Annotated in this window: 7 protein-coding genes, 1 tRNA gene and 1 pseudogene; 2 read left to right on the top strand and 7 right to left on the bottom strand. The window is 35.2% G+C overall.

Annotated features, from left to right (window positions below; all coding sequences use genetic code 11):
- Positions 1-67: 67 nt before the first annotated feature.
- The 3 genes from gwsS to E0W73_RS06065 are packed head-to-tail and all read right to left on the bottom strand — an operon-like array spanning position 68 to position 1,536.
- Entirely contained in the window at positions 68-1,069 is a 1,002-nt protein-coding gene (gene gwsS, locus E0W73_RS06075) for a grasp-with-spasm system SPASM domain peptide maturase (RefSeq protein ID WP_135221193.1), read from the bottom strand.
- The gene (locus E0W73_RS06070) at positions 1,059-1,241 is read right to left on the bottom strand and encodes a hypothetical protein (protein ID WP_135221192.1); all 183 of its coding nucleotides are present in this window, start codon (positions 1,239-1,241) and stop codon (positions 1,059-1,061) included. Before E0W73_RS06070 ends, gwsS begins: the two co-directional genes overlap by 11 nt.
- Complete coding sequence (locus E0W73_RS06065; protein ID WP_135221191.1) at positions 1,231-1,536, bottom strand: ATP-grasp domain-containing protein; 306 nt, start codon at positions 1,534-1,536, stop codon at positions 1,231-1,233. The genes E0W73_RS06070 and E0W73_RS06065 overlap by 11 nt, the downstream gene beginning before the upstream one ends.
- Positions 1,537-1,677: 141 nt before the next feature.
- Here E0W73_RS06065 and E0W73_RS06060 point away from each other — a divergent pair.
- Positions 1,678-2,343: pseudogene (locus tag E0W73_RS06060) on the top strand (IS6 family transposase).
- On the opposite strand, the gene E0W73_RS06055 reads toward E0W73_RS06060, so the two are convergent.
- The 4 genes from E0W73_RS06055 to E0W73_RS06040 form a co-directional block, all read right to left on the bottom strand.
- Positions 2,286-3,413 (bottom strand): site-specific integrase, encoded by a 1,128-nt coding sequence (locus E0W73_RS06055; RefSeq protein WP_135221190.1) that lies wholly within the window; start codon positions 3,411-3,413, stop codon positions 2,286-2,288. The pseudogene E0W73_RS06060 and the gene E0W73_RS06055 sit on opposite strands and share 58 nt — an antisense overlap.
- Before the next feature lie 415 nt (positions 3,414-3,828).
- Positions 3,829-5,139, bottom strand: a complete 1,311-nt coding sequence (locus tag E0W73_RS06050) for a site-specific integrase (protein ID WP_135221189.1) — start codon at positions 5,137-5,139, stop codon at positions 3,829-3,831.
- 281 nt (positions 5,140-5,420) lie between these two features.
- Positions 5,421-5,505 (bottom strand) — tRNA-Ser (locus E0W73_RS06045).
- 237 nt (positions 5,506-5,742) lie between these two features.
- Positions 5,743-9,807: a hybrid sensor histidine kinase/response regulator transcription factor gene (locus E0W73_RS06040; protein WP_135221188.1), complete on the bottom strand. Its 4,065-nt coding sequence runs from the start codon at positions 9,805-9,807 to the stop codon at positions 5,743-5,745.
- A 717-nt stretch (positions 9,808-10,524) separates the two neighbouring features.
- Between E0W73_RS06040 and E0W73_RS06035 the strand changes: the two genes are divergently transcribed.
- Positions 10,525-13,467 carry a SusC/RagA family TonB-linked outer membrane protein gene (locus E0W73_RS06035; RefSeq protein ID WP_135221187.1) on the top strand — a complete coding sequence of 981 codons (2,943 nt, stop codon included), beginning with the start codon at positions 10,525-10,527 and terminating at the stop codon, positions 13,465-13,467.
- Positions 13,468-13,476 lie beyond the last annotated feature (9 nt).

The following is a 13,476-nucleotide window of genomic DNA, read 5'->3' as shown; positions in this document are numbered from 1 at the left end:
TAAATATAGTACCTGATTATTATGTGCCTTGAAATTATTTTGAAGTTTTCCCTTTACCGCTAAGATCCTATTGCATGGCATTCCATTTATTAGTATATGGACTGTAGTTGCAGCTATTTGAAGAAGAATAATATTTTTCTTCGTCGATTTTGAAAGGGATACTTCCATCTGGGCAGATATATCTGAATTCACAGTCTCTGCAAATCTTTATTTTATCCTTATTAATTTCCCAAAAACTTATTATTTCGCTGTTAAGGACAACTTCCCTTAAATCATCCTTAGCCACATTGCCGAAAATTGACTCATCTTCAACGTATCGCCGCACATTTCCAAGATCATCAATAAAGACTGTTCTGTTGTAGGCGGAACTGTATTTTAATGATTCATTAAAATTTGCGATGTTCAATAAAAAATCATCTTGATCACTGATTTTCATAGCCAGTATTTCTGCCAAAGAATTCCTCTCGTAAATAAAATTACTTTCTCTAGAATCATTTCCTTTTTCAGCTTCATAAAAAATAATTTCAGCTATTCTGGAAAACTTATCTTTAAGTTTCACTAACTCATTTTCTGATACGTTATTGTGCTTTATATATAAGACAACAGACTTAATTCTAGATTTGTCAATAATTTTAAGTACTTCTGCCAATTTCTGTAAATTGAAATCCCCAGAGATTAATTTTAAGCTAGATACACCCAAATTATCAATTCTTTGTTCTAGGAAATCTTTTAAAATTGAGGTGCTAAGATTTAGATCCAAAGTTATTGTGTCAATACTGTATGGACGCTCAAAATGATTGCTTATTGCCGGGAACCTTCTTATATCATCACTGACAATGATTAATTCATTTTCAATAAAAAAACGGATATATTTTTTTAGGATCGGCTTGTCGTTCTGAAAATCTTTGAACAGCTCGTATACATTTTTTTCGGAATACTCGCTTATAAAATCAATGACTTGATTGGGTACTACAAAATAATTTTCTCTCTGAAAGTCAATTATTATTCCTCGATTTATTCCCTTTACAGTTAGACAGTTTGAAAATAGTTTGAATTTTTTATTTATCATTGGATTTTTTTAGATAAATGGGTTTATGAAATTCACTGCAAATAATCTTTGAACTTTGGTAAAACCTCGATTCAGCATATCTGTAATAGTTTCCAGGACCTTCTGTCAAGATAAGATTTTCTTTAGCTGGTTCTGCAATGACTGGCAAACTTATTTTTAGTTTATTTTTCATTGTTAAGCAAAATTAAATTTTCAGCGACTATCTTATGAAGTGGAAAATTACAAGGAAAGGCAGTCATTCCAAATTGCCCAGATGGATTAACCTCTAAAAAATAATAATCACCGTTTGTGGAGGATTTAATTAAATCGATTGAGCCAGTATTTAGGTTTAGGTTTTTCATGAGCATCTCTATTTTTGCTTCGATATGTTCAGGAAGTTGGTACGGAATGAATCTATTAGGATTATCCCAGTCGTATGCTCTAAAATCTAATCGGGTTTGTGGATTGCTTTGTGAAAATATTGCCATTGAGTAGCATTTGCCCATTATGTAAAAAACTCGGAGTTCAATTTCTTTCTCGATATATTCCTGAAAAAGTGAAGGGCTAAAAAATTGGCTTTGTCGCATCTATTTGAAACTTATTATCTTTCGAGCTTCAAACAATATTAAATGAATACCAAAGGTCATTGTTATCCCAAAGCCATTATTTTGCAGGCAGTCTATTTCAAATTGCGATTTACATTGAGTTACAGGGATGTTGAGGAAATAATGAAAATGCGTGGAATACAAGTTGATCATGCTACGATTCAACGTTGAGTGTTTAAATTTAGCCCAATGATTGAATCTCAGATGAAAAAGCGAAAGAACAGAGTGGGAGTGAGCTGGAGAATGGATGAAACCTACATAAAAGTTAAAGGTATTTGGTGTTATTTATATCGGGCTGTTGATAAATGTGGTAATACGGTGGATTTTCTTTTGACCAGAAGAAGACAGAGAATGAGCGCACAGTCATTTTTAATAAAAGCGATAAAGAATAATTGCCGGCCAACGGTAATAAATATAGACAAAAGTGGCTCTAACACCAGCGCAATAAGGGTTTACAACAAACGATCATTTTCGAATATAAAGATTAGGCAGTGTAAGTATCTGAACAATATTGTTGAGCAGGATCATCGTTTTATAAAATGGCGGATACAGAACGGTCTGGGTTTTAAAAGTTTTGAATCGGCCAGACGAACATTAAGTGGAATAGAAGTTGTACATATGTTGAGAAAAAATCAGATGCTTAAGCCAGGAATAAGCATGTTCAAATCATTTTGTAAATTGGCTGCATAATTTCCGGGTTTCTGATTTCTTTCGAATTTACATGCCAGATGCGACAGAATCAAACCGCACAAAATTGCTATCTCTTTCAGATATTCATTCATCTTTTGGTTGGAAGAAACAGGCAGGACAGTTCCGCGCTGAATGCAGAGTTTATGTTCTTTATATTTATTAATGATTTTAAGTGCCTGAGGCAGAAGCGGTACATTGGTCGTTGAATTTGTTTTCTGTCTTTCTGACATAATCCAAAGATTTCCGTCAATGCCTTCCTTGATATCAGTTTTTTTTAACTGGTAAGCATCTATGTAAGCAAGTCCAGTGTAGCATTGGAATACAAACACGTCCCTGACAACATTGAGCCTGTCAGTGGTAAAATAATGCCTTTCCAGTTCATACAGTTCCTGGGTGGTAAGCGGTTTCTTCACCAGTTTTGTTTTTCGCCCCTTAAAGTTCTTAAAAGGATCCTTGGAGATTAATTCCTTATCAATCGCGCGGATTACAATCTTTTTGAAATTTGCAATGTACTTAAGCGTTGTGTTATTGCTGCAGTCGCGCACTGTTCTGAGATAAAACTCAAAGTCCTTGACAAACTCAAGATTCAAATCCGAAAATTCAACATCTTCTTTTTTAAACTTGAATTTAATGAAAGCTGTCAAATGGTTTTTAGTGATTGTAAATCTGTCAAGAGTGCCTTTTGCATAACCTTTTCCAAGAAGCGCCTGCATTTCATCGTTATGCTTTTGGAATTCTTCCATCACTTTGATCTTTGGTGCAGTTCTTCCAAGAATTTGATCCATGATTTTTTCAGCAGTTATTGATTTTCCGCTGTACAACATTTCAGTTTTGATTTCATTGATTTTTATTGTCAATGAATCTAGGAAGAAGTTTAAAGACTTTGCATCTTCTTTAGAGCCGACTGCTCGTTCTCCCTTTTGGTCCCATCGCGTAATGTCCCATTTTCTCTTTGTCGATGCTTCTTTTGGAATGCCGTCTACGGTTATCCTGAAATAAACCGTTCTAATTTTACTCTCTTTGCGGGGTATTTTCAAAAAGAAAACCAACCCAAAACTGTTTTCTAACATAATTCAGCTTTTTAGATTAATAAATGTAGAATTATAGCGTCAAAAAAACAAGTCGTTAACCTCGTTAACCCCTTTGTTTGTAAGGGATTGTTTCAAATTCTGTGGCACATTTTCCCGACACATGAAAGTGCCACGATTCTGCCATAGAGATTTTGGGCAGTTTTAAAAAATATGAAAAGCAGGATGAAATGAAAAAAGCCTGCGAATCATTAGATTTGCAGGCTTTACCACGTTTTTTATGGGTTTTTGAAAAGATTGAAAAACTTTCGTTTCGGCTTCTTTTACCCATTTTGTGGGGAGAGCAGTACTCGAACCCATGAGGTATCTTTTTAACATTTTAAAGGTGCTAATATTTGGATGATTTATAAGTTAATTGTTCTTACAAATCCGTATGTTGGTTAGACCTCATTTTGTGTCAAAGGGCTGCATTTTTATATTTATTTTTAATTAATTGAATTTCTTTTTCAAGCTTCTCAAGCGTGGTTAAATCTTTTTTGGAAATCTCATTTGTATGCGGATTGAGTTTTTGATTTAGTATAGACATTTCTCTTCCTATAGTTGTCTGCTCTGTTATGGCATAAGCTTCTGTCTGCTTAACAGAGGAGTGCCCAAGCAGTTCTTTGACTACGTTAATTGGGACATTATTGTTCAGGGTTACCGTGCTTCCAAATGTACGGCGTGCCATATGCGTGTTAAGAGGGAAAGGAAAACCGCATAATACGGCAATTTCTTTAAGGTAGCCATTCATTTTCTGATTGGAATAAACAGGCAGGAGAGTCCCTCTTTTAATACACAGAGGATGATCTTTGTATTTTTCAAGAATTCTGGCAGCATGAGGCAGTAGCGGAATCTTTGCAGTTGAATTAGTTTTCTGCCGTTCAGAGATAATCCAGGGTTTTCCATCCACTCCGTCTTTTACATCAGCACTTGTGAGCTGGTAGGCATCAATGTATGCAAGTCCTGTATAGCATTGGAATACAAAAATGTCGCGTACTATACTGAGTCTTTCTATTGAAAACTGATGGGCTTCCAATTCAGCTAATTCTTTTGCAGAGATAGGCTTTTTGACAATTTTAGTTTTTTTGCCTTTAAAGCTTTTAAAAGGGTCTTTTTCTATAATTTCCTTATCAAGTGCACGTATCACAATTTTTTTGAAGTTGGCAATGTACTTAAGGGTTGTATTATTGCTGCACTTACGTGCGGACCGCAGGTAAAATTCAAAATCTTTTACAAATTCAAGATCTAGATCGGCAAATTCTAAATCATCCGAATTATACTTGAATTTTATAAAATTGGACACGTGGTTTTTGGTTATGTTAAACCTCTCCAGCGTTGCACCGGTGTAGCCATTGCCTATAAGAGCTTTCAGTTCATCATTATGTTTCTGAAATTCTTCAAGCACTTTTACTCTCGGTGTTATTCTTCCCATCACGTAGTCCATGATTTTCTGGGAAGTTATTGGTTTTCCGCTGTAGAGTATCTCTGTTTTGATATCGTGGATTTTTGAGGTGAGCGAGTCCAGAAAAAAATTAAGTGACTTTGCGTCTTCTTTTGTGCCGACTGCTCTTTCAGTTTTCTGGTTCCATCGCTCCAGATCCCATTGTCGTCTTGTAGATGCTTCTTTAGGAATGCCGTCAACGGTGATTCTGAAATAAACGGTTCTAATTTTACTCTCATGTCGGGGAACTTTCAAGAAGAAAATTAACCCAAAGCTGTTCTCTAGCATAATTCAATTTATTAGATTAGTAAATGTAGAATTATAACCTTATTTAAACAAGATGTAAACGTGCTTAACCCCTTTGATATCGGGACTTAAGATAAAATCTTGTGGCACACTTTAAAAATCTTAGCCTGCGCCACGAATGCGCCACGAAGATTTTGTCTGTTTTTGAAAATATTGAAAAGCGGTATAAAAGAAGAAACCCTGCAAATCGTTTGATCTGCAGGGTTTTCCGTGAATTTTAGCCTTTTTTGTAAACTTTGAAAAGTCTCTTTTTTAGCTTCCAGCGGAGAAAGAGGGATTCGAACCCCCGGACCTGTTACAGTCAACAGTTTTCAAGACTGCCGCATTCGACCGCTCTGCCATTTCTCCAGTATGTCGCTATCATTGCCTGATTGCGGGTGCAAATATAGAATGTTTTTTTTATTGTAAAAAACTTTTCGCTACTATTTATTAAATAAATTTATGATAATAAAAAAAGAGCCTTAACAAAGCTGATGCACAGATTTTCGCGGAGAAAGAGGATTCAAAAAAATGCCACAAACTACTTTTATGTAGTGCTGCTTTTTTGCTACTGTATGAAATGCGATGTAGTTTTCATGCAATTCATTAGATTTCCTTTTTCTGAATGATGTTTAATTCCCTATTAAAAGAATTTCTATACTTTTTGATATATTCAGAAGGTTTCATTCCAAACAATTTTATGAACTGCTGACGGAAATAGCGCTGGTCTTCTATTCCGACCTGAGGTCCGACTTGGGCAATATTCACATTTTCGGTAAGCATGATTACAGCAGCCCTGCGGATTCTGATTGATCGGATAAAAACATTTACGGTCTGGCCCGAAATTGCTTTGATTTTCTTGTAAAGGCTAGAATGACTCATTCCCATTGCGGCAGAGAAACTCTTTAAATTGAATTCGCTGTTTTCAAGATTGGCTTCAACAATTTCGATACATTTATCCAGAAATTCTTTGTATTCGGTTGGAACTTTATTTGCGTTTTCACGAAGCGTAATGCTGTCTAAGAAATACTTGCGCAATTGCCCTCGGTTTCTAAGAACGGAATCTACTCGCGCTAAAAGTATATCGCTGTCAAAAGGTTTGGTCACATAATCGTCGGCGCCTTCTGTTATGCTTTGTAAATGAATGTCATTGCTGGTCGTAGCGGTAAGCAGTATAACAGGGATGTGGCTCAATTCATCGTTTTGTTTGATTTTTTTGCACAAATCCAATCCATTCATCCCTTCCATCGAAATGTCGCTCAGCACAATGTCTGGAATATGTTTTTCTACCAGTTTTAATCCTTCAATACCATTAGCTGCAGCGTAAACAACATAGTTTTTAGAGAAAAGCTGTACCAGATAATGATTCATTTCGGGATTGTCTTCAACAACCAATAGCGTTTTTTTCGTGCTGATTAATTCTTCCTGAAGATTCTCAGGATAAGATAATGGCGTACTTTTTTCATAAGTATTTTGATGTGCGGCGGGCATTCCTTCAAGAAGTTCTCCCACAAGCGGCGACATGTGCGGGTGATTTTCGTTGATGTTCATTGATGCAAAATGGCTGTTTCCTTTTGGTAGCGTGATGATGAATGAAGTGCCTTCTCCTACCTTACTTTTACAGATAATTTCCCCATGATGTTTGTTGACAAAATATTTCGCGATGTAAAGTCCGATTCCAAAACCATTGGTGGATTTAGACTTAATTTGCTTGAATTTTTCAAAAATAGTTTCAATATCATTTTCAGCGATGCCGCTTCCAGTATCCGATATAACTATCGAAACGTCAGCACTATTCTCGATTACTTCAAGTGTGATTGATCCTTTATTAGGAGTGAATTTAAAAGCATTTGAGATTAAATTGAACAGTGTAATTTCTATTTTTTCGTAATCTCCATAGATTTCAACTGCTGTTTCATTTTCAATAAATTGATAGTTTAGATTTTTACCCGCCGCCATTTGTGTAAAGCTCTCGTAAATTTCTTTACAAAGCAGATTTAGGTTAATCTTGGAAATTTTGAGTTCGTCAAGATCAGTTTCTGCTTTTCGAAACAGCAGTAATTGATCTGTCAGACTCAATAATCGCTTCGCATTTTTGTAGGCAAGATTTAAATCTAAATCATCTTCAGTGCGGTTTTTTCTTTCCATTGCACTTTTAAGCGGATTTATAATCAAAGACAAAGGAGTGCGCAATTCATGAGCCATATACGTGAACATAGAAAATTGTTTCTCAGCATGTTCTTTGTCTTTGGTATGTTCCATTCGCGCCAGTTTTATTTCGTAGCGAAGTCTTTCCTTGTTTTTGTGATAGCCGACATAAGCGTAGATAGCGCCAATTATACCTATTAAATAAAAGGTATAAGCCCACCAAGTTCTGTACCAAGGCGGAAGGATGGTTACTGTTGCCAATGTTACTTCATTGGTCCAATTTCCAAACACATCGGTTGTTTTTACTTTAAAAACATAAGTTCCTTCAGTTAGTCGGGAATAATTTGCTCGGTTATTTTTTGAAGCATAATTCCAGGTTTTATCCCAGCCGTCGAGAAAATAAGCGGTATTGATTTTTTCAGAATTAACATAATCCAGATAAACAAAATCAAAACTCAATGCCGATTTTTCATAAGGAAGCTCGACACTGCTAATCATTTCCAGATTTTTTTCAGTGATGTAAGGACTGTTCAATGGTAAAGATTCATTGTTTACCAGCAAATCATTTAATAAAAATCGGCCTGTATTTTTTTTGTCTTTTATGTTGTCCGGATGAAAAACATTAAATCCATTTATACCTCCAAAAATGAATTCTCCTGTAGAAAGTTTTGTTCCCGAATTCCAGCTGAATTGATTGCCTTGAAGTCCGTCGGTGGTTCCGAAATTTCTGAAAGTATTATTCTTTGGGTTAAATCTTGAGATTCCATGATACGTACTCATCCATAAATTTCCTTCATTATCTTCTAAAAGACGTAATATGGTATTACTTGGAAGGCCGTTTTGAGTGGTGTATTTTTTGGTCTTTCCTGTTTTTCTATCGAATAAAAGCAGACCTCCTTCTACAGTACCAATCCAAAGATTATTGTTTTTATCTTCGGTTATGCATCTAACATTGTAATCAGAATGGAAGTTTTTAATTTTTTTTGTTTTGGAATCTATCTCAAAAAAAGAATTGAATGTACCACCCCATATTTTGCCGTCTTTGGTTTCGTACAGACAAGTTACATCGCGCAAAGTATTACTATAGCAGCTAAATTTATTCTGTTTTCTGTCAAATTGATAAAATGCGCCTGCATTAGTTACGGCAAGCCAAAGTGTTTTTTTTGAATCTAAAAAGAGCAACCATGATTCTTGTTCCGCTTTTTTAGTATATTGATTGTAAATGGAATAATTTTGAATTGCTTTTGATTTTGGGTCGATACGACATACACCGCCTTTCCACATCGCCACCCAGATAGCATTGTCAGAATCTCTAACGATACTGGTCACAAAATTGCTTTGAAGTTTTCTGTTAGATGATGATGTGGTAGAGTAAACATCGTAGGTATTTTGTTTTCTGTTCCAGTATCGCATTCCAGCGCCATCTGTACCAATCCAAATGTTTTTCTTTTCATCTTCACAGAACGAAAGCATGAAGTTTGCTGCAGGATCTTCGTCTTCCTTATTCGTTTGTGGATTTTTGCTTTTGTAATGATTAAAATAGAGCGGTTTTTTTCCCATCATACTGACACCACCACGCAGTGTTCCGAACCACATTTCTCCGTTTTTGCTTTCAAAAATATCATACAGCGATTTGCTTTTCAATAAGGAAATTGGACCATTTGCCTGATATGAAATAGGAGTAGACTGATTTTTTGTAATAGTGTAAAGACCAGCTCCATCTGTAGCAATCCAAAGTCTGTTGTCTTGCTGAAAAAAATCACGGACTACTGTTTTTTCCTGAAAGTAGTTTTTAGAATACGTATTCAGGCTTGCATTATACAAATAGGCACCTTCATCTGAGCCAATCCAAAGTCCTTCATTAGTGAGTTTTATGCAATTTGCACCTGTAATACTATTGTTTAGAAGTGTTAGTTTTTTTGATTTAATATCATACTGGCAAAGACCTGTTCCAGTTATAAAAACATAAAAGATTTTTTTCTTGGCATTGTAAGCGATAGAACGGGCTATGTAATTTAGTTTCCCATTAAATGGTATTGCTGTTCCAGTCTTCTCGCCTTCTTTATAAAGTACAATTGCTTCTTTTGTTGCAACCAGAATGATATTTTCAGAGTGTACTGCAATGATTTCGTAGGCAGTAATTTGTAAAGGTTTGACTTTTTTATCAATTCCAATATATTTCAACGGACTAAAAGAAGAGCGTTCTGCATTAAAAATAACGGGTCCAGCTGTTGTTCCTATCCACAAATTGTTTTGATAGTCGCCTTCGATGCAGCTTATAGCGTTTCCTTGAATAGAATTTGGATCAGTATGGATATGGCGGTAAATCTTAAAATCGTTTCCGTCATATCTATTAAGTCCGTCAAAAGTTCCAAACCACATATATCCATTTTGATCTTGATAGATTGACGCAACAGAATTGTTCGAAAGTCCTGAGGAGATATCAAGATGCCTTATTGGATAGTTCTGCCCCAATACAACTATAGAAACAAGATTAATAATAAAGAAGGCTAACTTATTCATAGAATTTTTTTAAGCTTACTGCTCTATAATTATACGAAAATAGAAGGAGTGTGGTCTGAAAGCTGAATCAGTTTTTTATATGGATATGCGAGATTGGTCTACCTTGCGAAAATAATAATTTATTGTATAATGTTTAAAAAGTACTATTCGTTTTTTAGATTGATTGCGGCGACCTGCTTCGATATTTTTTCTTCAAAAGAGCAGAATCGGCCAGATGTAATAGATTGTTAAATATGTTTTTTTAGTGTTGAATTATTCATTTTGTCATTTTTTTTGGATTAAAAAAATGAAGAATATGTTTTTGCAATCTGCTCTATTTGTGATTTTACGAAATTGTCCCCTTTTATAAATGAATTTTTCCCTGTCTTGAAAACCCAACGTAGCCTTAATTTGCAATGTGAGTTGATTACTATAACGATTGAATAATAATGTTTTATTTTTTTGTGTAAAGTGAGCCAATCAAAACACCTAGCTAATTATCTTAACCAAATAATAATTTAAAAAATGACCAGCACTCCAATTAAATTTTACAGAGGAAACCTGTCCTCATTCTAAAGAAAAGATTAAGCTTATTTTTAAAAAGAAAACAGTTTATAATTCTAAGAAGCAATAAGTGTAAAAACTTATCATTGTTTCTTTAGGTTTATTCCGTGCATCTTTTTTTTGACCTAAACAGAATTAACAAAAACTAACTTAAACCAAACCAATTCAAAAAGTATGAAAAGAATTAAAACCAAATTTTTACTTTTATGGCTCTTGCTTCCCTTTTGTGTTTTTGCTCAGAACACAATCAGCGGTGTCGTCTTGGAGAAGGGTTCCAATCAGCCCATACCAGGAGCAAATGTTAAAGTACTAGGAGCAAACATTAGCACTTCTACTGACTTTGATGGAAAATTTCAGTTATCTGGCCTAAAAACAGATAGCCAGATTACATTTTCCTTCACCGGTTATGTCAATCAGACTATGAAGGTCGGCGGGCAGAAGAGCATTACTGTATATTTAGAAGAAGATACCAATCAGCTGAAAGAAGTAGTTGTGCAGGTAGGATACGGAAGCGTAAAAAAGAAAGATGCCACAGGGTCTGTCACGGCGCTTTCTACAAAAGATTTCAATAAAGGAAATAATATTACAACAGAAAATCTGCTTAACGGAAGAGTAGCGGGTTTAACAATAAATTCAACAGGCGCTCCAGGTTCTAGCTCTCAAATTAGAATTCGAGGCGGAAGTTCGCTTTTTGCCAGTAATGATCCACTTATTGTGATAGACGGATTGCCTCTTGATAATGCTACCAATACTGGTTCTTCTTCTTTTTTAGCCTCATTGAATCCAGCAACTGTTGAATCGATTACGGTTTTAAAAGATGCATCGGCTTCAGCCATATACGGTTCGCGTGCGGCAAACGGTGTAATTATTATTACCACTAAAAAAGGGAGTAAAACATTATCTGTAGATTACAATGTGCAGTATGCCGCGGGTTCGTTGACTAAAACCGTTGATGTTTTTAGTGCTGACGAATTTAGAAGTGTAATTGCAGACAGAAGAAGCGATGATTTGGATAAACTAGGAACTGCAAATACAGACTGGCAAAAAGCAATTTATAGAAATACGGGAACAGTAGATCAGAGTTTGGCTATCAGAGGAAATTTATTCAATATCATTCCAACCAGTTTAACGCTTGGAAATACCGATCAGCAGGGATTACGTTTGACGAATAATTTTAAAAGAAACACCGTTGGTTTAGTAATGAATCCGACGTTTTTGGACAATCATTTAAAAATGAGACTTTCGGCGAATTATACAAACGAGATTAACCGATTTACGGATGCTGTTGAAGGATCTGCTATTGGCTTTGACCCAACACAGCCAATCAAAGTCGAAGGCGCTCCTTACGGAGGATATTTTGAATATACGACAGGTGTAGATGCCAACGGAAATTATCCGTTAGTAGCCACCGTTGCCAGAAACCCTGTTTCGCAATTACTGAATACCAATGACAGGGGAACGAACGACAGAATTTTTGGAAATTTTGAAATCGATTATAAATTCCACTTTTTGCCTGCTTTAAGAGCTGTTGTAAATGTAGGTTTCGATGAATCGAATGGAGAACGAAGAAGATTGGTTGGTGCCGATGCAGGTTCTGCGCCATCAAACAACAACATTCCGTACGGAACAAATGAATATACCGAACAAACTAGAAGAAATAAATTATTAGATACTTATTTAGTGTATAATAAAACGTTTAATTCTTTGAATTTTGAAATGACGGGAGGTTATTCCTACCAAAAATTTCAAAGCTCAAAATTTGAAACGGGTAATATTTTAAATCCCGATTTACCATCTACATTTCCTGAAACTACTTTGGATACCGATGTTGTTTTGCTAGGATTTTTTGCTAGAACAAACTTGAATTTTAGAGATAAATATTTATTAACGCTGTCTTACAGAAGAGACGGTTCATCTAGATTTGAAGAAGCAAACCGTTGGGGAAATTTTCCTTCTGTGGCTTTTGCATGGAAAATCAAAGAAGATTTTTTTAAAAACAGCACCACATTATCAGATTTAAAATTAAGATTGAGTTATGGTATAACAGGACAGCAGGATATTCCTGAACCAAACGGATACTTGCAGAAATACCAAGTTGGAGGCGGAAATGCTCAATATTATTTTGGAGATAGTCCAGTTCCGGTTGCGCTTCCTTCAAAAAGAACAAATAATCTAAAATGGGAAGAAACCACTTCATACAATGCAGGTCTTGATTTTGGATTTTTAGACAATCGTTTATCTGCAGGTCTTGATGTTTATTATAAAGAATCTAAAGATTTATTAGTAAACGCAGCAATATCTGATGGTAGTAATTTCTCTAACCGTGTTTATCAAAATGTTGGAAGTTTTACCACAAAAGGGGTTGAGTTTACGCTTAACGCGAATGCAGTTAGAACAGAAAATTTTAACTGGAATATGAACTTTAATATCGCCAAATTCGAAAGAAGAATCAAAAATCTAGTGAACGGAACCGATATCTTTTTAGGAGATAATATTGCAGGAACAGGAACTCCGGGACAAATTTTTAGAGAAGGCTACACGCCATATTCTTTCTATGTATACAAACAATTATACAACAACGAAGGGAAACCAATTGACGGCGCGTTTGCTGATTTAAATGGCGATAATATCAAAAACGATTCAGATAAATACATTTACAATAATCCAGATCCAGATTTTACACTTGGGTTTGCATCGAATATGAATTACAAAAAGTTTGATTTTTCATTCAATTTACGTGCAAGTATTGGTAACCGAATTTTTAATGCTGTAGATGCCAGCAGAGCACAATATGATGCTATGGAAAATGGAGGTGTTTTAAGTAATATTCCGTCTCAGGTATTGGAAACCAATTTTCAGACTACTTCAAATGTAGTATTATCAGATCTTTATATTGAAAATGCTTCATTTTTAAAATTAGACAACATTACGTTGGGATATACTTTATCAAACTGGCTAAACAGCAAAGCATCATTACGAGTATCAACGGGAGTTCAGAACGTTTTTGTGATTACAAAATATAGTGGTTTAGATCCTGAAATCACAAATAATGGTGTCGACAAAACGATTTATCCAAGACAACGATCAGTATTGTTTGGTCTTAATCTTAAATTTTAACAACAAAAT

The sequence above is a fragment of the Flavobacterium foetidum genome (assembly GCF_004634245.1).
GTDB lineage: Bacteria > Bacteroidota > Bacteroidia > Flavobacteriales > Flavobacteriaceae > Flavobacterium > Flavobacterium foetidum.
This window is presented reverse-complemented; position numbering and strand designations above follow the sequence as displayed.